Genomic DNA, 20,580 nt, shown 5'->3' on the forward strand with positions numbered 1-20,580 from the left:
CCGCGCAGCCGCGCCCGGGTCGTCTGCGGCGGCACCGACTTCGCCTCGAAGATCTTGATGTCGGACGTCACCCGCTCCACCGCCCCACGCCGCTGCAACAGGTAGAACAGCCCGCGCTTACGGTGCACATCGTGGTAGGCCAGATCCAGCTGCGCCACCCGCGGCGACGACAACGGCAGGTCGTACTTCTTCCGATACCGCTCGATCAACTGATATTTCATCACCCAGTCGATCTCGCGCGACACCAGGTCGAGGTTGCCGGTGTCGACCGCGTGCAGCGTGCGCTCCCACAACTCCAGCACCCGGTGGGCGATGGCGTCGCCACCGCGGCGGTCGACGAAGTCCTTCGCCTTGGACAGGTATTCCTGCTGGATCTCCAGGCTCGACGCCTCGCGCCCGTTGGCCAGCCGCACCCGCCGCCTGCCCGTCATGTCATGCGAGACCTCGCGGATCGCCCGGATCGGATTCTCCAGGCTCATATCGCGCAACACCACCCCGGCCTCCACCATGCGCAGCACCAGGTCGGTCGCGCCGACCTTCAGCAGCATCGTGGTCTCGCTCATGTTCGAGTCACCCACGATCACGTGCAGACGCCGGAACCGCTCGGCGTCGCCGTGCGGCTCGTCCCGGGTGTTGATGATCGGCCGGGATCGGGTGGTCGCCGACGACACGCCCTCCCAGATGTGCTCGGCCCGCTGCGACACGCAGTAGACCGCCCCGCGCGGCGTCTGCAGCACCTTGCCGGCCCCGCAGATGATCTGCCGCGTCACCAGGAACGGGATCAGCACGTCGGCCAGCCGCCCGAACTCCCCGTGCCGGCCCACGCAGTAGTTCTCGTGACAGCCGTAGGAGTTGCCCGCCGAGTCGGTGTTGTTCTTGAACAGATAGATGTCACCCGCGATGCCCTCTTCGCGCAGCCGCTTCTCGGCGTCGACCAGCAGGCCCTCCAGGATGCGCTCGCCCGCCTTGTCGTGGGTGACCAGCTCGATCACGTTGTCGCACTCGGGTGTGGCGTACTCGGGATGGCTGCCCACGTCGAGATAGAGACGCGCGCCGTTGCGCATGAACACGTTGCTCGACCGGCCCCAGGACACGACCCGACGGAACAGGTATCGGGCCACCTCGTCCGGTGACAGCCTGCGCTGCCCCCGGAACGTGCACGTGACGCCGTACTCGTTCTCCAGGCCGAAGATGCGACGATCCATTACCTCACAGTACTCCCACGCCCACGGCGGGAAAGATCTTGCGTCTTCGGTCTCGGCCGGTTGGGCGAGGCTCAGTCGAACAAGAAGTACTTCCAGTGCGGAGATCCCGCGTCACCCATTGCGTACCATCCCTGCTGGGCCCTGATCCGATCTTGCGACCAAAGCAGGACCCACACGGCATGGCTGGGCATCATATGCTCGTCCCGCGGGTCGTACATCACATATTCGCGCGCCCCGAAGTCGTCCAAGAGGAATCTGGGCTGCGCGAAGAACACACTGTACGAATTACCTCGCTGGACATAGTGATATTGCTCGATGCCCGCCGCGTACGGTTGATAATCCTTGTTGACGGCCGTAAGAGAGTCGGGGTAGCGGCCGTATTGAGCACGATGCCGCTCGATGTCGCCCACGATCTCTCCACTGTTCGCAATCACGCTGTTCCTGCTGAACTCCGTCATGGGAGCCCTCATCAGCAGTTGGACCAGCAGTGCGATGGGCGGCAGGACGACAAGACACAGCGGCACCACAGGAGCGAAGCGCCGCTCCTTCAGCCGTGGCACCCAGCGAGAGAGCGCCACGGCCCACGCGGCGAGCGTGAGGGCTCCGAGGAGGAGCCCAGACGTCAGCCAGGCGAACAGGGTGGCGACCAGGACGACGAGCGTCATGACGATCACGGACGCGATGCCGGCCCGGCCCGATATCAGCCAGACGATTCCGACGGGAACGAGAAGCAGACCGATCAAGCCGACCAGTTGCGCCATTGTCGAAAGCGGCACCGCCAGCGGGTCATATTCTCCCGGCAGATACGGATACAGCATAACGAGGACGAGGAGCGCCGCTGTCCCGGTGAGCAGAATCACATGGAGGGCGATAGTGCCTCGACGTGGCCGCATGGCAGCCACCTTAGTAACGCCATGTGGGGCGATAGGCGAAGGTGGCGTGCGGATAATGTGCAGATTGCCGGGACGTCCTGCGGTGCGAGCCGAGGGTGGAGAACGGGTGCGGCTTCATCCAGGCGGAGATGGCCGAGCTTCGACCGCCGGCGGGCCGATCCACCCGGAGCTCAAGGTGGGTGAGCCGTAAGCTCACCCACCCCCTGCGCTCGTCAGTCGTCCGATGACGGTGGTTCGGCGTAGCGGGCCAGGTAGAGCTGTTCGCCCAGGCTGCGGATCAACCCCAGCTCCGTCTCCAGGTAGTCGATGTGGAGCTCCTCGTCCTCCAGGATCTCCTCGAAGATCCGGGCCGAGGTGACGTCTCCCTTTTCGCGCATCAGCTGGATCGCCGGCCGCAGGCGCTGTACGACGGACAGCTCCACCTCCATGTCGGCCCTCAGCTGTTCCTCGACGGTCTGGCCGATGTGCAATGTGCCCAGGCGCTGGTAGTTGGGCAGGCCCTCCAGGAAGAGGATGCGATCGGTCAGGCGCTCGGCGTGGCGCATCTCGTCGATCGACTCTTCGCGGGTGTGCTTGGCCAGCTTGGTGTAACCCCAGTTCTCCTGCATCTTGGCGTGCAGGAAATACTGGTTGATCGCGGTGAGCTCCGCGGTCAGCTGTTCGTTCAGCAACTCGATGATCTGCTTGTCGCCCTGCATGAACGGGCCCCTCGTCGCTATCCGGCTATGCGGTCGTCAGTTCTTCAGACCGTTTCAGGATGGCACAGATCTTCCGTACACAACGGGCACAGTCCCCACCAGCACCGGTGGTGTCGCGGATCTGCTTCGCGCTCGTCGCTCCGGAGGCGATGCAGTCGTGGACCTCATTTTCGGTCACAGCACGACAAACGCATACGTACACCAGGGACAAGCCTCTCAACGAAGGGACCATTAGGTTAGGCACACCTAAGGTAACCCACTTTGGTAAGGCTTGCCTACGTTGGGTGGGTCACAATGGCCTATCCCTCGTTGTCAGTGCCCGCGCGCGATCCACTCCTCCACGTGCGGAGACTCCCCGCCGACCGACGTGGAGTCGCCGTGCCCGGTGTGTACGACCGTCTCCGCGGGCAGCGGCAGGAGCTTGGTCCTGATCGAGTCGATGATGGTGTCGAACGAGCTGTAGGAGCGGCCGGTCGCACCCGGGCCGCCCTTGAAGAGGGTGTCACCGCTGAACAGGGCGCACAGGTCCGGCGCCCACACGCAGACCGCCCCGGGCGCGTGCCCCGGCGTGTGCAGAATCTGCAGCGTGACGCCCCCGACCGCGAGCTTCTCGCCGTCGGCCAGCGGCTCGTACGCCACCGCGTCCCCGTACTGCTGCTCCCAAAGCACCTGGTCGGCGGGGTGCAGCCGAATCGGCGCCCCGGTCAGCTCGGCCAGGTCGCGGGCGGCGTTGATGTGGTCGTTGTGCGCGTGCGTACAGACGATGGCCTTGACCGTGCGGCCGCCCACCCGTTCGGCGATGGCGGCGGCGTCGTGGGCCGCGTCGATGATCACGACCTCCCTGGCGTCGCCGACCAGCCAGATGTTGTTGTCGACGTCCCAGGTGCCGCCGTCCAGCGAGAACGTCCCCGACGTGATGACCCGGTCGATCACGGTGTCTCCTCGCCGGGCTCCGCCCGGTGCTTGTTGTGATGGATGTCCTCGCTGCGCTGCGGATCCATCACAACACCACCACCGAACGCAGCACCTCGCCGCGGTGCATCTTCGCGAACGCCTCCTCGACCTGGTCGAGCGCGATCGTCTCGGTGACGAACTTGTCCAGCGGCAGCCGGCCCTGAAGATAGAGGTCGATCAGCATGGGGAAGTCACGCGACGGCAGGCAGTCGCCGTACCAGGACGACTTCAGCGAGCCACCGCGCCCGAAGACATCGAGCAGCGGGAGCTCCAGCCGCATCTCCGGCGTCGGAACCCCGACCAGGACCACCGTGCCGGCCAGATCACGGGCGTAGAACGCCTGCTGGTACGTCTCAGGCCGCCCCACCGCCTCGATGACCACGTCAGCGCCGTTTCCATCGGTAAGGTCGCGGATCGCCTGGACGGGGTCCGCGGACCGGGAGTTGACCGTGTGCGTGGCGCCGAAGTCGCGGGCCCAGCCCAGCTTGCGGTCGTCCACGTCCACCGCGATGATCTTCGACGCTCCGGCCACCGCGGCGCCCAGGATCGCCGCGTCGCCGACGCCGCCGCAGCCGATGACGGCCACGCTGTCGCCGCGCGTCACCCCGCCGGTGTTGATGGCGGCGCCGATGCCCGCCATGACACCGCACCCGAGCAGGCCCGCCACCTGCGGCGACGCCTCGGCCGGCACCTTCGTGCACTGGCCGGAGTGGACGAGCGTCTTCTCCAGGAACGCGCCGATGCCGAGCGCGGGCGACAGCTCGGTGCCGTCCTTGAGCGTCATCTTCTGCGCCGCGTTGTGGGTGTTGAAGCAGTACCAGGGGCGGCCGCGCAGGCAGGCGCGGCACTGGCCGCACACGGCGCGCCAGTTGAGGATGACGAAGTCGCCGGGCGACACGTTCGTGACGCCCTCGCCCACCGCCTCGACGACGCCCGCCGCCTCGTGCCCGAGCAGGAACGGGAACTCGTCGTTGATCCCGCCTTCCCGATAGTGCAGGTCGGTATGGCAGACCCCGCACGCCTGTACGTTCACCACCGCCTCGCCGGGCCCCGGATCCGGGACGACGACGGTCTCCAGCGACACTTCCTGACCCTTGCCTCGGGCGATGACGCCCTGCACTTCGTACGGCATGCCAGCCATCTTGTGTCAGAGGGATGATCTCCGCAAGACATACGGCTGGACCACGCCGAGCCCTCTCGCGGGACGCCGCCTGAGCTTGTGCAACGTATAGCCGTCCAGGCCCTCGGCCAGCTCCGCGTCGACCAGGATCGTGCCCGGCTTGGCGATCGCGGTCAGCCGCGCGGCGGTGTTGACGGTCGTGCCGAAGACGTCGCCCATCAGCGGCACCACCGGCCCGTACGCCAGCCCGATGCGCAGCTCACCGGCCTCGACCAGGTCGAGCGCGATGTCGGCCGCCTGCGCGGGGGTCGGCGCGGTGAACAGCACCTCGTCGCCCAGCGTCTTGACCAGCCGCGCGCCATGGGTGGCCACCACGTCGGAGGCCCGCGACTCGAACCCCTCGACCAGCCGGGCCAGCTCCTTCTCGTCGAGCTCGCGGGCGCGCCGGGTGAACGACACGAGGTCGGCGAACCCCACCGCCATCGGCACGCGGGTCGGCACCAGCTCGTCGTTGACGTCGGCGATGGCCAGCAGGCGGGTGCCGGCGGCGGCGAGCTGGGACCGCCAGACGTGACCCAGCACCTGCTCGAAGTCGGGCATGAGCTGCCGCGCCGTGTCCAGCACCGCGCTCACGTCGGCCTCGGCGAGCTCCTGGGGCGGCATCGTGCCGATCATGATCTCGGCCTGCCACTGGGCGAGCCGGGCCGTGGTCTGGCCGAGCGCGCGGGCCATCCGGATGACCGTCTGCTCGTCGAGCAGGCCGGTGTCGAGCATCCTGCGCACGCGGCGCAGGGCGTCGACGTCGGCCTCGGTGAACGCCACGTGGTCGTCGGCCCGCTGCGCGAAGCCGAGCGCGCGCCAGATCCGCTCGGCGAGCTCCCGTGGCACGCCGGCCTCGTCGGCGACCTGCGCCCGGGTGAAGCGGGGCGGCAGGCCGATCAGCAGCCGCTCGATCTCCTCGGCGGTCGGGCGGCCGGGCTGGGGTTCGCTCACGCGAGGAGGCTACTTCAGCGGCCGTCGACCTCGCCGTCGGAGGCGTCCTCGACGAGCCTGAACAGGTCGGTGCGGACGTCCTGGATCTTCGGGATGTCCTTCAGCACGATCTCGCCACGGTCGCCGGCGGACTCGACGGTCAGCGTGCCGCAGCCGAGCATGCGTTCGGCCAGCGTCTGGTCGGAGCTCACCGTGTTGACCTTGGTGATCGGGATCTCGTCGGTCGACTTGTTGAGCACGCCGGTGCTGATCGTGAAGCGGTGGGTGGTGAGCACGTAACCGGTGTTCTTCCACCGCAGATAGGGCACGAACGACCAGATCGTCAGCAGGATGAGGCCGATGACGACGGCGGCGATCCTGGCGTAGAAGGCGTACTCGAAGTCGGCCGGAATGAAGTACAGCGCCGCGCCCGAGGCCGCGGCGATGAGGACCAACGCGATGAAGGGGACGACGAGCCGCTTCCAGTGCGGGTGGAAGGATCGGACGCGCCGCTCACCCTGCGTCAGATGATGGTCGGGAAGGGTCATGGGCAAATGCTCCCACCAACGCCACCTAGTGCACAGCCCGAACGTGTACGACGTCGCCGGCGCTCAGCGTGTGGCGCTCCCCCGCCGCCTCCACCTGGAGGTGCCCGAAGCCGTCGATGCCCGTCGCCCGCCCGGTCAGCGACTGCTCGGCCGGCAGCTCGATCCTGACCTGGCGCCCGACCGTGGCGCAGGCCGCCAGGTAGGCCGAGCGCAGCCCGGACGCCTCCGCGTCGCCCTTCGCGGCCGTCCACTCGGCGTAGTGGCCCTCGATCTCCCGGAGCACGGCCCGCAGCAGCGGATCCCGGTCCACGCAGGCCGCCTCCTCGATGCCCAGCGAGGTGGCCGTCTCGACCGGGAGCTCCTCCCGCCGGAGCGACACGTTGAGCCCCATGCCGATGACGATGGCGTCGTCGGCCCGCTCGGCCAGCACGCCCGCCAGTTTGCGCTCGCCGATCAGCAGGTCGTTGGGCCATTTGAGGCGTACGTCGACCTCGGCCAGGCGGCGTACGGCCGAGGCGGCGGCGACGCCGTACAGGAGTGAGAGCCAGCCCTGCGCGACGACCGGCACCTTCGGCCTGAGCAGGATCGAGAACGTCAGGCCGGAGCGGGGCGGCGCCGACCAGGTGCGGCCCAGCCGGCCGCGGCCCGCCCGCTGCGCCTCCGCCACCATCACCGTCCCCTCGGGAGCGCCGCCGCGAGCGGCTTCGGCCAGGTCGGCGTTGGTGGAGCCGGTGCTCTCCACGACGGTGACGCCGGTCCACAACGAGCCGGGGCGGACGAGGGCGCGGTTGAGGGCCGCCTCTGACAGGGGAGGGCGGTCGAGGTCGGAGTAGCGCGAGTTGGGCATCTTCCCATCCTGGCTGATGGCGAACCCGAAGCATCCACACAGGAGAGGAGAAGATGAAGGGGGCCACCGTGAGGAGAACATCGTGCGCAAAGGGCCGACCACCCGCGTCCGGATCAGGGAGATCACCGGCTCCACGAGCACGGAGCACCGCGACGACCTGGCCACCGAGGAGCCGCTGGAGATCCGGCTGACCGCCGCCGACGGCTCGCGCAGGACCGTGGCGATCACGATGCGCACGCCGGGGCACGACTTCGAGCTGGCCGCCGGGTTCCTGCACGGTGAGGGGCTGGTGGGTGCGGGGGACATCGCGGCGATCGCGTACTGCACCGACGAAGACCTCCCGCCCGAGGCCCGCCACAACACGGTGACCGTACGCCTGCGCGGCCCCATCCCCGACCTGCCCGCGCTCGACCGGCACTTCCTCACCTCCAGCGCGTGCGGCGTCTGCGGCTCGGCCAGCCTGGAGGTCCTGCGCTCCCGCTGCGCCGCCGTCCCTCGCGGGCGGCTCGATCTGACCCCCGAGTTCCTGTACGCGCTGCCGGACGCGCTGCGCGCGGCGCAGGGCGTGTTCGGCAAGACGGGCGGGCTGCACGCCGCCGGCCTGTTCGCGGCCGACGGGCGCCTGGTGGCGGTGCGAGAAGACGTGGGCCGGCACAACGCGGTGGACAAGCTGGTCGGCTGGGCGGCGCTGACCGGCGGGTTGCCGCTGGCCGAGCACGTGCTGATGGTCAGCGGGCGGGCCAGCTACGAGATCATGCAGAAGGCGCTGGCGGCGGGGATTCCGGTGGTGTGCGCGGTGTCGGCGCCGTCGTCGCTGGCGGTTGAGCTGGCCAGGGAGTTCGGCCTGACGCTGGTGGGGTTCCTGCGGGGCGAGCGCTGCAACGTGTACGCCGGATCTGAGCGGATTTTGTAGTGGAATAAAGCATTCCGTTCTGTTAGAGTTGGAACAGAACAAGCCGTTCCGCGAAAGGACTGGTCATGACCATCACCCCCTTCCGTGTCGAGATCCCCCAGGCCGACCTCGACGACCTCCAGGCCCGCCTCGCGCTGACCCGCTTCACCGACGAGATCCCCGGCTCCGACCAGGGCGTCGCCGTCGAGCGGGTCAAGCGCCTGGTCGGCCACTGGCGCGACGGGTTCGACTGGCGGGCGCAGGAGGCGCGGCTGAACGCGTACCCGCAGTTCACCACGGAGATCGACGGCCAGAACATCCACTTCGTCCACGTACGCTCCAGCAACCCCGACGCGCTCCCCCTGATCCTCACCCACGGCTGGCCGGGCTCGATCGCCGAATACCTCAACGCCATCGAGCCCCTTTCGCGCCACTTCCACCTCGTCATCCCGTCGCTGCCCGGCTACGGCTTCTCGGGGCCGACCCGCGAGCTGGGCTGGAACAACCTGCGCATCGCCCGGGCGTGGGCCGAGCTGATGGCCAGGCTCGGCTACGAGCGCTACGGCGCGGCCGGCAACGACGGGGGCTCGATGATCTCGCCGGAGCTCGGCAGGATCGACCCGGAGCACGTGGTGGGCGTGCACGTCACGCAGGTGTTCTCGTTCCCGTCGGGCGACCCTGCCGAGTTCGCCGGGCTGACCGAGGAGGAGCAGGCGGCCCTGGGCGTCCTCGACTGGTTCTGGAAGGAGAAGGGCGCGTTCAACGTGCTGCAGTCGCAGCAGCCGCAGACGCTCGCGCACGCCATCGCCGACTCCCCCGCCGGGCTCGTGGGCTGGCTGGCCCAGCTCTTCGACGAGGACCTGGACGACGACTTCGTGCTGACCAACGCCGCCATCCACTGGTTCACCGGAACGGCGGGCTCGGCGCTGCGCCTCTACTGGGAGAACGCCCGCGCCGAGCAGCCGAAGGAGCCGACGACCGTGCCGCTCGCGCTGGCCATGGCCGAGGGCGACTTCGCCTCGATCCGCCGCTTCGCGGACCGCGACCACGCCAACATCGTCTCCTGGAAGACGCTGCCGGCCCCGGCCCACGGCCACTACACCGCGCACACCGCCACGGAGGCCCTCACCTCCGACATCACCACCTTCTTCGACGGCCTGCGCTGAGACGGCCTGCGCTGAGACGGCCTGCGCTGAGACGGCCTGCGCTGAGACGGCCTGTGCTGAGGTCGTCAGCCGGTGTTCTGCAGGCCGGCGGCGACCCCGTTGACCGACAGGAGCAGGAGTGTGGACAGCCGGTCCCGCTCCTGCTCCGACGGGTTTCCGGTGCGCAGCGCCTGCAGGGCCCTGAGCTGGAGGTGGGACAGGGCGTCCACGTACGGGTCCCGGAGCTGGACGGCGCGCGAGAGGACCTTGCGGTTCTCCAGCAGCCGCGTGTGCCCCGTGACGCGCAGCACCAGCTCCCGCGTCCGGTCGTACTCCTCCAGCACCTGCCGGGCGAAGTCCTCCCGGCCGCCGAGCGCCAGGTAGCGTTCGGCGATCGAGCGGTCGGTCTTGGCCAGGGACATCTCCGCGTTGTCCAGCATCGCGTTGAACAGCGGCCACTCCGCGTACGCCGCCCGCAGCTCGTCCAGGGAGCCGACCGAGGCCAGGCCGGTGCCGAGGCCGTACCAGCCGGGCAGGTTGACCCGGGTCTGGGCCCAGGCGAACACCCACGGGATGGCCCGCAGGTCGTCGAGGGAGCGGGGGGCGCCGAGGCCGCGGCGCGCGGGGCGGGAGCCGAGACGGAGGGTGCCGATCTCCTCCAGCGGGCTGACCAGGCCGAACCACTCGGGGAAGCCGGGCGCCTCGGTCAGGCCGCGGTACGCCTGCTCCGACGCCGTCGCCACCCGCTCGGCCAGGCCGCGGAAGCGCTCGGCCGCGGTCGCGGTGCGGGCGCCGACCGTGGGTGAGGAGGCCATCAGGACGGCGTTGGCCACCTGCTCCAGGTGGCGGCGGGCGATCGCGACGTGGCCGTAGCGGGCGAAGATGACCTCGCCCTGCTCGGTGACCTTGAAGCGGCCCGCGACCGAGCCGGGGGCCTGGGCCAGCACCGCGCGGTTGGCCGGGCCGCCACCACGGCCGAGCGCGCCGCCGCGGCCGTGGAACATGCGCAGCCGTACGTCGTGCTCGGCGGCCCAGGCGGTCAGCTCCTCCTGCGCCTCGTACAGCCGGAGCGTGGCGGCCGCGGGGCCGAGCTCCTTGGCCGAGTCGGAGTAGCCGAGCATGATCTCCATGCGCCGACCGTTGCCCGCCAGCCGCCGCTGGACCTGCGGGATGTCGAGCATGCCGGTCAGCACGCCCGGGGAGTTGGCCAGGTCTTGGCCAGACTCGAACAGCGGCACCACGTCGAGCACGGGCGCGCGGTCGCCGAGGGCGTGCCGGGCCAGCTCGTGGACGGCGGCGATGTCTTCGGCCGAGCGGGTGAAGGAGACGACGTAGCGGGAGCAGGCCGTGACGCCGAAGCGCTCCTGGATCCAGCCGATCACCCGGATCGTGGCCAGGACCTCTTCGGTGCGCTCCGACGGCTCGCCGCCGGCCCGCAGCTCTTCGAGGGCCGCGGCGTGCACCTGGGAGTGCTGGCGCACCTCCAGCTCGGCCAGGTGGAAGCCGAACGTCTCCACCTGCCAGATGAGGTGCTGCAGCTCCCCGTACGCCTGCCGCGGCGCGGTCGCGGCCAGCGACTCCTGCGCCAGCCGGAGGTCGGCCAGCAGTTCGGCGGGCGAGCGGTAGGCCAGGTCGAGGTCGCGGCGGTGGGTGGCGGCGATGCGCGCGGCGACGAACAGCAGCCACTGCCGGTGCGGTTCGCGCGGCGAGCGGGTGGCCAGCTCGGACACCACGTCGGGATGGGCGTCCACGGCCGCCGCCAGCGCCGACTTCAGCTCGGCCGAGCAGGGCGCGAACTGGGCGGAGGCGGTGAGCGTGCGGCCGATGCGGGTGCAGGCCGTCTCCAGGGCGGTCAGCACGTGCTCGGACTGGATCTGGATGGTCTCGCGGGTGACCTTGGAGGTGACGTTGGGGTTGCCGTCGCGGTCGCCGCCGATCCAGCTTCCGTACCGGATGAAGGGTCTGGCCAGCGGCGGGCGGGTGCCGGTGCCCTCGTCGAGGGCCGCGTCGAGGGCGCGGTAGACCTGGGGCACCGTACGGAACAGTGTCTCGTCGAAGGCGGCCATGGCGGTGCGGACCTCGTCGAGCGGGTCCAGCTTGCTGGAGCGGAGCTGGGCGGTGCGCCAGAGGAGGTCGATCTCCTCCAGCAGGCGCCGCTTGCTGTCGGCGCGCTCGGAGGCCCCGCGACCCGGCGCGTTGTACTCGGTGAGCCGGCCGCTGACCCGCTGGATGGCGGTCACGACGGCGCGCCTGCGCGCCTCCGTGGGGTGCGCGGTGAGCACCGGGTGCAGCTCCAGGCCCGCCACCAGCTCGGTGACGCGCTCATGGCCCAGCTCGTGTACGGCCTGCGCCAGCGACTCGCGCTGCACCCGGCCCTCGGTGTCCCGCTCCCGCAGGGTGCGGATGCGGTAGTGCTCCTCGGCCAGGTTGGCCAGGTGGAAGTAGCAGGTGAACGCGCGGGCGACCTCGACCGCTCGCTCGATCTCCCATGCGGAGACCATGTCAGTGATCACATCGGCCGAGACCTCGCCCCGGCGTGCGGCGATGACGGCCTTGCGCAACCGTTCGACGTCGGCCAGCAGATCCTCGCCACCCTGCTCGGCCAGCACTTGGCCGAGCAGTTTGCCGAGTAGGCGCACATCGTGGCGTAGCTCGTCCGGCATCTCGGTTACGGCGGTGCTGCGACGCTCGAGCCCCTGGTCAATCATGTTTCGAAGGGTATCGAGTCGTCTGGAACGACCGAAGACCGGTCTCAGTAATTGGACTAGACCACTGGTCAAGTGGGCTTTGAGACGGCCGCCAGGAGCTCCGGCATCCGGGCGAAGCCGATTTTCGCGGCCAGTCGTCTGCCGAGGACTTCGGCCAGCAGGCCGTAGAACGGCGCGGCCACGCTCACCCAGAGGAGCCCGAACAGCAGGGGCACGACGAACGGCAGCGTGAGCAGCGCGATGCCGGCCGTCGCGCCCATGGCGGAGGCGAACGCCTGACCGCCCTGGCCGGGGGCGGCGCCGCTGAAGGCGTTCATCCGCTCGGGCACCGTGTACGGCAGCACCACGCTGGTCACCGACCCGACGCCGAGCCCGAGGCCGAGCGCGCCCCACCCGGTCAGTACGGCCGGCAGGATCATCGCGGGATGCCCGGTGAACAGGCCGGTGGCCACGGCGATCACGGCCAGCAGCGGCACCGCGACCAGCGCGTTGGCCAGGTGGCGCCCGGCCAGATCGGTCGCCAGGCCGCGCTCTGAGCCGAACGCCACGGCGTTCATCCACAACGAGCGGCCGTCGATGCCGAACGCGTTGCCCGACTGCAGCGCGATCATCAGCGCGCCGACGCACGTGAGCAGGATCGGCACCCCGCCGCCGGGCCCGCCCTCGGAGGTGTTGCTCAGCGAGATCGACAGGATGACGGTGACGATGATGGTGCTGAACCAGCCCACCCGGAACCGGGGCTCGCGCCTGATGTACTTCAGTTCCTTGGTCACCACCGCCGCCAGCGGCCCGTCGGGCACGAACCGGTCGATCAGGCCGCTCTCCCTGCGTACGGACGCGGCCTGGGTGGAGACGTCCGGCGTGACCAGGGCGCGGCCCAGCGCCTTGATCCACAGCCAGGCGAGCCCGGCCACGAGCAGCGCCACGAACACCACCTCGCCCAGCCCGGCCAGGCCCCCGTCGTCGATGGCGTGCGCCAGCATGCCGGGCGGGGTCCAGCGCAGCACGCCGGCCAGTTGGTGCAGCATGGCCGTCGGGTTGTCGAAGCCGGAGTTCATCAGCAGGTTGGGCAGTTGCGCGAGCACCACCACGAGCAGCGCGGCCACGGCCAGCACGTCGCGCCCGCGCCGGGTGCGCAGCGCGCTGGACAGCGACGTGGTGATCACCCGGGACGTCACCACGCAGAGCGCGAACTGCACGAGCACGGCCGGCACCCCGAGCAACCAGCCGCCGAGGTTCGAGGCCAGCCCGACCAGGGCGCCGAACGTGACAATCAGCATCGCCGCCGGCCAGACGCCGGTCACCGAGGCGGTGAACAGGCCGATCGCCAGCGTGCCGGTACGCAGCGGGAACAGCGACAGCTTCGCCGGGTCGAGCGTGTCGTCGAGGCCGAACGCGAGCAGCGGCACGATCATCCAGGAGACGAGGAAGAACGTGAACGCCATGATCACGAGTGACGCGGCGATGTCTGGCGGCGCCAGCCGGAGCAGGCTCATCAGGAAGAAGCCGAGCGCGGCCAGCCCGGCGGCGCTGACCAGGGTGAAGATGAACCCGAGCTTGCGCTGCAGGTCACCGCGCAGGTTGCCGGCCAGCAGCCGCAGCTTGAGCTGAGCGAAGAGCGCGACCGTGCTCACTGCTGGTCCTCGGCCCGCTTGGCGCCGAGCCAGGTCAGGCCGGCCTCCTCGCCGCCGTTCGGCGCGCGGCCGACGAGTTCGAGGAACGCCTGGTTGAGGGTACGCCCGTCGCGTACGCGCTCCAGCGGCCCCTGCGCCACGATGTGGCCCGCGCTCATCACCGACACCCAGTCACACAGCCGCTCGACCAGGTCCATCACGTGGCTGGAGAAGATCACGGTCGAGCCGGACGCGGTGTAGCGGCGCAGCACCTCGGTGAGCGTGTTGGCACTGACCGGGTCGACGCCCTCGAACGGCTCGTCGAGGAAGAGCACCGACGGGTTGTGCAGCAGCGCGGCGGCCAGGCCGATCTTCTTGCGCATGCCGGTGGAGTAGTCGACGACGAGCTTGTCGGCCGCGTCTGACAGGTCCATCACCGTCAGCAGCTCCTCCGCGCGCTGCTCGACGTCGGCCTTGGGGATGCCGCGCAGCCGGCCGTTGTAGAGGAGCAGCTCGCGGCCCGACAGCCGCTCGAACAGCCGCAGCCCCTCGGGCAGCACGCCGATGCGGGCCTTGACCTCGACAGGGTCGCGCCAGACGTGGAAGCCGTCGACCTCGGCGGAGCCGCCGTCGGGGCGTAGCAGCGCGGTGATCATGCTGAGGGTGGTGGTCTTGCCCGCGCCGTTGGGGCCGACCAGTCCGGCGAAACTACCGGCGGGAACGACGAGATCGACCCCGGCGACCGCGATTTGCCGCCCATAACGCTTGAACAGCCCATGCGTGCGAACCGCATCCGTCATGGATCCACCTTAGGAGGAGGGACTAGCCTTGCGCGCATGAGCGCTGCCGAGGCCGTACCGGAAAAGCCGGATATTCACACCACCGCGGGGAAGATCGCCGATCTGGAGCGGCGGCTGGACGAGGCCGTGCACGCGGGCTCGGCGGCGGCGGTGGACAAGCAGCACGCGCGCGGCAAGATGACGGCCAGGGAGCGGGTGCTGGCGCTGCTGGACGAGGGCTCGTTCGTGGAGTTCGACGAGTTCGCCAGGCACCGGTCCTCGATGTTCGGGCTGGAAAAGCGGCGGCCTTACGGCGACGGCGTCATCACCGGGCACGGCACGATCGACGGCCGGCAGGTGTGCGTGTTCTCGCAGGACGTGACCGTGTTCGGCGGCTCGCTCGGCGAGGTGTACGGCGAGAAGATCGTCAAGGTGCTCGACCTGGCCGTCAAGACCGGCTGCCCGATCATCGGCATCAACGAGGGCGGCGGCGCGCGCATCCAGGAGGGCGTGGTCGCGCTCGGCCTGTACGCGGAGATCTTCAAGCGCAACGTGCACGCCTCCGGCGTCATCCCGCAGATCTCGCTCATCATGGGGGCGGCGGCCGGCGGGCACGTCTATTCCCCCGCTCTGACCGACTTCGTGGTGATGGTGGACCAGACGTCGCAGATGTTCATCACGGGGCCCGACGTGATCAAGACGGTGACGGGCGAGGAGGTCACGTTCGAGGAGCTCGGCGGGGCCCACACGCACAACACGAAGTCGGGCGTGGCCCACTACCAGGCCAGCGATGAGAACGACGCGCTCGAATACGTCAAAACGCTGCTGTCGTACCTGCCGTCCAACAACCTCGACGAGGCGCCGCTCTTCGAGGCCGCCACCGACCTGGAGCCCGACCCCGACCTCGACGAGCTGATCCCCGACTCGGCCAACCAGCCGTACGACATGCACCGGGTGATCGAGCACGTGCTGGACGACGGGGAGTTCCTGGAGGTCCACGCGCTGTTCGCGCCGAACATCGTGGTGGGGTACGGCCGGGTGGACGGTCAGCCGGTCGGGATCGTGGCCAACCAGCCCATGCATTTCGCCGGATGTCTGGATATCAACGCATCAGAGAAGGCCGCGCGATTTATTCGAACATGTGATGCGTTTAATATTCCAATCCTGACATTTGTTGATGTACCGGGATTCCTTCCTGGGACCGATCAGGAATGGAACGGAATCATCCGCCGGGGCGCCAAGCTCCTGTACGCCTACGCCGAGGCCACCGTCCCGCTCATCACGGTCATCACCCGCAAGGCGTACGGCGGCGCGTACGACGTCATGGGCTCCAAGCACCTCGGCGCCGACGTGAACCTGGCCTGGCCCACCGCGCAGATCGCGGTCATGGGCGCCCAGGGCGCGGTCAACATCCTCTACCGGCGCGAACTGGCCGCCTCCGACGATCCCGAGGCCGAGCGGGCCCGGCTGGTCACCGAGTACGAGGACACGCTGGCCAACCCGTACATCGCGGCGGAGCGTGGCTACGTGGACGCGGTGATCCGCCCGTCCGAGACGCGGCCGCAGGTCGTCAGGGCGCTGCGCGCGCTGCGGAACAAGCGGGCCACACTCCCGCCCAAGAAGCATGGGAACATCCCGCTATGACCACTGACCTGCGGATTGTCCGAGGCGACGCCACGCCCGAAGAGATCGCCGCGTTGGTGGCCGTCCTCGGCACCCGGCGAGCCGAACCGGAGACGTCTCCCGTACCCCGCCGACAAACGTGGCGAAACCCATCCCGAGGTATGCGTAAGCCTGTCCCTCCAGGGAAGTCGGCATGGCGGATGAGCGCTCTACCCTAGATAGATCCTGGGAATCGGGTGTCAAGTTCCCTGGGAGTTGGGACTATCTAGAGAAAGTGGGCGTATATAGTCGGCCGATCAACTAACACCGCGGCCTGGAGGACGACATGGCCATCCCAGACCTCATGCCGCATCCTGTGGCAGCCAAGTACGCCGTCCTAGTGGATGTCGGTTATCTGTACGCTGCGGCAGGCGAAGTGCTGCTCGGCGCGAAGGAGCGCAAGGAATATCGGGTGGCCGCCGATGAGCTCATCCAGAGTCTACAGAAACATGCAGAGGAACGTATTTCCGGCGAACTTCTGCGGATCTATTGGTATGACGCGGCCCGTGACCGCGTGCCCACGGTTGACCAGCGGGTCATCGCCCAGCTCCCGTGGGTCAAGGTGCGGCTTGGCAACCTGAACGCCCGTGGCCAGCAGAAGGGTGTGGACGCGCAGATCCGCAGCGATCTGGAGGCCCTGGCCCGGCATCACGCGGTCACTGACACGATCCTGCTGGCGGGCGATGAGGACATGGTCCCGGCGGTCGAGGCGGCGCAGGCGTACGGCGTGCGCATCCATCTGTGGGGCGTCGAACCTCCTTACGGCACCAACCAGGCCGAGCGCCTCGTGTGGGAGTCCGACACCGTCGAAGTGATCTCCGCTGATTTCCTGAGGCCCTTTTTCAGCCGTGCTCCGCAGCCCGTCGCGGTCCCGCCACCAGCCGCCGCCCCGTCGCCCGCCCAGGTCTTCGCCGGGCGCGCACCGGTCAAACCGCACGCGAAACCCGGCCAGGTCGCCAAGCTCGGGCCGAGCCGCCCGCGCGTGGAGGACGTCGGCGAGCACGTGGCGCAGAAGTGGATCCTCACCCGCGGCCGCGACAACATCCGCGACCTGCTGCCCGGCCCCATCCTGCCGACCGTCATCGACACCGAGCTGCTGATCGAGGCGGAGAAGGAGCTCGGGCACTCGCTGCGGCCCTACCCGGAGGCGCGGGTGTGGCTGCGTGACGGGTTCTGGGCTCGGGTCTACCGGGAGTTCGACCTGGGGGTCGGCGTCTCGTCCAAGTAAGTGGTGAGCGGGCGGTGTCCGATTCCCGCTATCCGCCCGCTCCCACCTGCTGACCTGCGCTTTGACGGTGGCGTCCGATTTCCGCCAGTCAGCGCCCGTGGACAGCGCATACCGTCAGAGGCATGTCACCACTAGAGCTCGACTTCGACTCCTGTTACCGGGCGGTCTCCGCCAGGGACTCCCGGTTCGACGGTCGTTTCTACACGGCGGTGACGACGACGCGTATCTACTGCCGTCCGATCTGCCCGGCCCGTACGCCGTCGTCCCGCAACGTGCGCTTCTACCGGCACGCGGCGTCGGCCGAGGCCGCCGGGTTCCGGCCGTGCAAGCGCTGCCGTCCCGAGCTGTCCCCCGGCGATCCCGGCTGGGACCTGCGTGGCGACCTCATCGGCCGGGCGCTGCGGCTCATCGACGACGGGGCGGCCGACGAACAGGGCGTCGGCGGGCTGGCCAGGCGGCTGCACATCACCGAGCGCCATCTGCACCGGCTGTTCGTGGCCGAGCTGGGCGTCGGGCCGCTGGCGGTGGCGCGGACGAAGCGGCTGCTGCTGGCCAAACAGCTCCTGACGGAGACGGGGCTGGCGGTGACGGAGGTGGCGTTCGCGGCGGGGTTCGGCAGTGTGCGGCAGTTCAACGCGACGATGCGGGAGACGTACGGGTTCACGCCGAGCGAACTGCGTGCGACGGCGGGCCGCCACGTGCCGCCGCCTGAAGCCGCGACCGGCCCGAACGGGCCGGCTGGCGCGACCGGAGCTGGGGCGACCGGGGCTGGGGCGACCCGGCCTGCGACGTTGCGGTTGCGGCTGCACCGGCGGGAGCCGTACGACGCGGAGGCGGCTTTCGCGTTCCTCGCCTCCCGGGCGATTCCCGGCCTGGAGGTGGCGGACGGGACGTCGTACGCCAGAGCCGTACCGGGCGGGACGATCACGCTCACACCGCAGCGGGATCACATCGCCCTGGACGTCGCGGTGGACGACACCCGGCAGCTCGCGCGCGTCGTGGCCCGCTGCCGCCGCCTGCTCGACCTGGACGCGGACCCCGAGGCCATCTCGGAGATCCTCGGCCGGACCTCGCTCGCCCCCCTCGTCGCGGCGCGGCCCGGGTTGCGGGTGCCGGGGGCGTTCGACGGGTTCGAGCTGGCCGTACGCGCGGTCGTGGGCCAGCAGATCTCGGTGGCGGGCGCGCGTACGCTGCTCGGCCGCATCGTCGCCAGGGCCGCCGCACCACTCTTCCCGACCCCCGCCCACCTCCTGGAGACCGACCTGACCGGGCTCGGCCTGACCAACCGCCGGATCGACACCCTCAAGGACCTGGCCGCCCGCCTGGCCGAGGGTCGGATCGACCTGGACGGCGGCCAGGACCCGGCGGAGGCGGTGGCGGGGCTGCTGGAGGTCCGCGGCATCGGGCCGTGGACGGCCGGCTATGTCGCGCTGCGCGCGCTGCGCGACCCCGACGCCTGGCCCACGGGCGACCTCGTGCTCGTCAAGCGCATGGCCGCCCTGGGCATTCCCGAAGACCACATCGAGCGGTGGCGCCCGTGGCGGGCGTACGCCGCCCTGCACCTTTGGAGCTCCTCATGATCGCAGCTCAGCTCGTACCGACGCCGGTGGGCCCGCTGGCCCTGCTGGCCCAGGACGGGGTACTGGTCGCGGCCGGCTTCACCGCCGACCCGGCGGAGATGTTCGTCCGCCTCACGGCGGACCTCCAGGCACAGGGCCTGGAAGTGGTGGACGACCTCGGCCCCGCCACGGAGGCCGTCCGCGCGTACCTGTCCGGCGACCTCTACGCCCTGGACGCCATCCCGGTCTCCCAGCCCGGCACCCCTACGCGCAAGCGGCTGCACCAGGCGTTGCGCGAGGTCAAGGCGGGGACGACGGTGTCGTACGCGGAACTGGCCGAACGAGCGGGCCTCCCGAAGACGGCGGCCCGAGCGGCCGGCTCGGCCTGCGCCCAGAACCTGATCGCACCCTTCATACCGTGCCATCGGGTGCTGCCCAGCTCGGGTGGTTACGGCGGGTATTACTACGGCGTACCGGTAAAAGAATGGCTCATTGCCCACGAATCCGGAGCAATGGTCATTTCACGGTAAGAAGAGGCGCAAGGCGGCGGGCCTGGAGACCTGCCAGACCTGCCGCCCCCAGTCCCGTCAGGCCCAGCAAAGCGGCCGTCCAGGCCGGAGCCGTGTAGCCCAGGCCGGCGTCGATGGTCAGGCCCGCGGCGAAGGAGCCGATGGCGTTGCCGAGGTTGAAGGCGCCGATGTTGGCGGCCGAGGCGAGGGTGGGGGCGCCGGTGGCGGTGTCGAGGACGCGGGTCTGCAGGGGTGGGACCGTGGCGAAGGCGGCCATGCCGAACAGGGTGATGGTGATGATGAAGGCCACCTGGTCGGCGGCGAAGAGGGCCACCCCGACCGCCAATACCGTGAGCAGGGCTACTGAGCCGTAGATGCTGGGCATGAGGGCGCGGTCGGCGAGTTTGCCGCCGATCAGGTTGCCGGCCACCAGGCCGACGCCGAAGAGGGCCATCACCACCGGGACCGCGCCCGGGGAGAAGCCGCCGACGCCCGTCATGATGGGGGCGATGAAGGTGATGATGGCGAAGACCGGGGCGAAGCCGAAAACGGTCATCACCAGGGCCAGCCAGACTTCGGGCTTGCGGAACGTCGCCAGCTCGCGCAGCACCCCGCCCCCGGCGGGTCGCGGCTGACGGGGGACGAGGGCCAGGACGCCCGCCAGGCCGACCACGCCGATGACCACGACCACCCAGAACGTGGAGCGCCAGCCGGACGCCTGGCCGATCCAGGTGCCCAGGGGCACACCGAGCACGTTCGCCAGGGTCAGGCCCGTGAACATCAGGGCGATCGCGCTGGCCCGCTTCCGCGGAGCCACCAGGTCGGCGGCCACGACCGAGCCGACGCCGAAGTACGCCCCGTGCGCGAAGGCGGCCAGGAAGCGGCCCGTCATGAGGACGCCGTACGAGGGCGCCAGCGCCGACAGCAGATTCCCGGCGATGAACAGCACCATCAGCCACACCAGCATGGTCTTGCGCGACAACCGGCCACCGAGCATGGTCAGCGGCGGTCCTCCCACGGCCACGCCCAGCGCGTAGCCGGACACCAGCAGGCCCGCGGCCGGGATGGTCACGCCGAAGTCCCTGGCCAGCTCGGGGAGCAGGCCGTTGATGATGAACTCCGTGGTTCCGATGCCGAAGGCGCTGATCGCGAGGGCGAACAGGGCGAGAGGCATAGACTTCTCCTCAGACGACGTTAGTGAGCGTGGACATTATTTGCACACGCCGACTAACTGACCATACAACTAGG

At 69.7% G+C, this 20,580-nt stretch carries 20 protein-coding genes; 7 read left to right on the forward strand and 13 right to left on the reverse strand.

Going from position 1 to position 20,580, the window contains the following annotated elements; all coding sequences use genetic code 11:
• The 9 genes from pafA to C4V41_RS36835 form a co-directional block, all read right to left on the reverse strand.
• Nucleotides 1–1,205 (reverse strand): Pup--protein ligase (gene pafA, locus C4V41_RS36795; RefSeq protein ID WP_103960621.1); only part of this gene is annotated, 1,205 nt, incomplete at its 3' end.
• Between the two features lie 71 nt (nucleotides 1,206–1,276).
• A complete protein-coding gene (locus C4V41_RS36800; protein ID WP_103960622.1) occupies nucleotides 1,277–2,065 on the reverse strand; it encodes a hypothetical protein in 789 nt (262 codons plus the stop codon).
• 245 nt (nucleotides 2,066–2,310) lie between these two features.
• A complete protein-coding gene (gene bfr, locus C4V41_RS36805; RefSeq protein WP_103960623.1) occupies nucleotides 2,311–2,796 on the reverse strand; it encodes a bacterioferritin in 486 nt (161 codons plus the stop codon).
• A 25-nt stretch (nucleotides 2,797–2,821) separates the two neighbouring features.
• The gene (locus C4V41_RS36810; RefSeq protein ID WP_235030609.1) at nucleotides 2,822–3,028 is read right to left on the reverse strand and encodes a (2Fe-2S)-binding protein; all 207 of its coding nucleotides are present in this window, start codon (nucleotides 3,026–3,028) and stop codon (nucleotides 2,822–2,824) included.
• Nucleotides 3,029–3,108: 80 nt separating this feature from the next.
• Nucleotides 3,109–3,729, reverse strand: a complete 621-nt coding sequence (locus C4V41_RS36815) for an MBL fold metallo-hydrolase (RefSeq protein ID WP_103960624.1) — start codon at nucleotides 3,727–3,729, stop codon at nucleotides 3,109–3,111.
• 67 nt (nucleotides 3,730–3,796) lie between these two features.
• Complete coding sequence (locus tag C4V41_RS36820) at nucleotides 3,797–4,882, reverse strand: S-(hydroxymethyl)mycothiol dehydrogenase (protein ID WP_103960625.1); 1,086 nt, start codon at nucleotides 4,880–4,882, stop codon at nucleotides 3,797–3,799.
• A gap of 15 nt (nucleotides 4,883–4,897) precedes the next feature.
• Entirely contained in the window at nucleotides 4,898–5,863 is a 966-nt protein-coding gene (locus tag C4V41_RS36825) for an adenylate/guanylate cyclase domain-containing protein (RefSeq protein ID WP_103960626.1), read from the reverse strand.
• 14 nt (nucleotides 5,864–5,877) lie between these two features.
• Nucleotides 5,878–6,390 carry a PH domain-containing protein gene (locus tag C4V41_RS36830; RefSeq protein WP_103960627.1) on the reverse strand — a complete coding sequence of 171 codons (513 nt, stop codon included), beginning with the start codon at nucleotides 6,388–6,390 and terminating at the stop codon, nucleotides 5,878–5,880.
• A gap of 25 nt (nucleotides 6,391–6,415) precedes the next feature.
• Nucleotides 6,416–7,237, reverse strand: a complete 822-nt coding sequence (locus C4V41_RS36835; RefSeq protein ID WP_103960628.1) for a biotin--[acetyl-CoA-carboxylase] ligase — start codon at nucleotides 7,235–7,237, stop codon at nucleotides 6,416–6,418.
• Nucleotides 7,238–7,319: 82 nt separating this feature from the next.
• Here C4V41_RS36835 and fdhD point away from each other — a divergent pair, with 82 nt between their 5' ends.
• Complete coding sequence (gene fdhD / locus C4V41_RS36840) at nucleotides 7,320–8,150, forward strand: formate dehydrogenase accessory sulfurtransferase FdhD (protein ID WP_235030610.1); 831 nt, start codon at nucleotides 7,320–7,322, stop codon at nucleotides 8,148–8,150.
• A 65-nt stretch (nucleotides 8,151–8,215) separates the two neighbouring features.
• A complete protein-coding gene (locus tag C4V41_RS36845) occupies nucleotides 8,216–9,295 on the forward strand; it encodes an epoxide hydrolase family protein (protein WP_103960629.1) in 1,080 nt (359 codons plus the stop codon).
• Nucleotides 9,296–9,360: 65 nt separating this feature from the next.
• Here C4V41_RS36845 and C4V41_RS36850 read toward each other — a convergent pair whose 3' ends face one another.
• The 3 genes from C4V41_RS36850 to C4V41_RS36860 form a co-directional block, all read right to left on the reverse strand.
• Entirely contained in the window at nucleotides 9,361–11,982 is a 2,622-nt protein-coding gene (locus C4V41_RS36850; protein ID WP_103960630.1) for a phosphoenolpyruvate carboxylase, read from the reverse strand.
• A gap of 68 nt (nucleotides 11,983–12,050) precedes the next feature.
• Nucleotides 12,051–13,616, reverse strand: a complete 1,566-nt coding sequence (locus C4V41_RS36855) for a hypothetical protein (RefSeq protein WP_103960631.1) — start codon at nucleotides 13,614–13,616, stop codon at nucleotides 12,051–12,053.
• Nucleotides 13,613–14,395: an ABC transporter ATP-binding protein gene (locus tag C4V41_RS36860; protein WP_103960632.1), complete on the reverse strand. Its 783-nt coding sequence runs from the start codon at nucleotides 14,393–14,395 to the stop codon at nucleotides 13,613–13,615. Before C4V41_RS36860 ends, C4V41_RS36855 begins: the two co-directional genes overlap by 4 nt.
• A 36-nt stretch (nucleotides 14,396–14,431) precedes the next feature.
• On the opposite strand from C4V41_RS36860, the gene C4V41_RS36865 reads away from it, so the two are divergent.
• The 5 genes from C4V41_RS36865 to C4V41_RS36885 all read left to right on the forward strand — a co-directional run bounded on the left by C4V41_RS36865 (nucleotide 14,432) and on the right by C4V41_RS36885 (nucleotide 19,353).
• Nucleotides 14,432–16,018, forward strand: a complete 1,587-nt coding sequence (locus tag C4V41_RS36865) for an acyl-CoA carboxylase subunit beta (protein WP_103960633.1) — start codon at nucleotides 14,432–14,434, stop codon at nucleotides 16,016–16,018.
• Nucleotides 16,015–16,215, forward strand: a complete 201-nt coding sequence (locus tag C4V41_RS36870; RefSeq protein WP_103960634.1) for an acyl-CoA carboxylase subunit epsilon — start codon at nucleotides 16,015–16,017, stop codon at nucleotides 16,213–16,215. Before C4V41_RS36865 ends, C4V41_RS36870 begins: the two co-directional genes overlap by 4 nt.
• A 107-nt stretch (nucleotides 16,216–16,322) precedes the next feature.
• Entirely contained in the window at nucleotides 16,323–17,264 is a 942-nt protein-coding gene (locus tag C4V41_RS36875) for an NYN domain-containing protein (RefSeq protein WP_103960635.1), read from the forward strand.
• 122 nt (nucleotides 17,265–17,386) lie between these two features.
• Nucleotides 17,387–18,844 carry an AlkA N-terminal domain-containing protein gene (locus C4V41_RS36880; protein WP_103960636.1) on the forward strand — a complete coding sequence of 486 codons (1,458 nt, stop codon included), beginning with the start codon at nucleotides 17,387–17,389 and terminating at the stop codon, nucleotides 18,842–18,844.
• Nucleotides 18,841–19,353 carry a methylated-DNA--[protein]-cysteine S-methyltransferase gene (locus C4V41_RS36885; RefSeq protein WP_103960637.1) on the forward strand — a complete coding sequence of 171 codons (513 nt, stop codon included), beginning with the start codon at nucleotides 18,841–18,843 and terminating at the stop codon, nucleotides 19,351–19,353. Before C4V41_RS36880 ends, C4V41_RS36885 begins: the two co-directional genes overlap by 4 nt.
• Here the strand turns inward: C4V41_RS36885 and C4V41_RS36890 are convergent.
• Complete coding sequence (locus C4V41_RS36890; protein WP_103960638.1) at nucleotides 19,340–20,506, reverse strand: MFS transporter; 1,167 nt, start codon at nucleotides 20,504–20,506, stop codon at nucleotides 19,340–19,342. The genes C4V41_RS36885 and C4V41_RS36890 overlap by 14 nt on opposite strands.
• Nucleotides 20,507–20,580: the final 74 nt, after the last annotated feature.

Origin of the sequence: Nonomuraea solani (assembly GCF_900108335.1) — a bacterium.
Lineage (GTDB): Bacteria > Actinomycetota > Actinomycetes > Streptosporangiales > Streptosporangiaceae > Nonomuraea > Nonomuraea solani.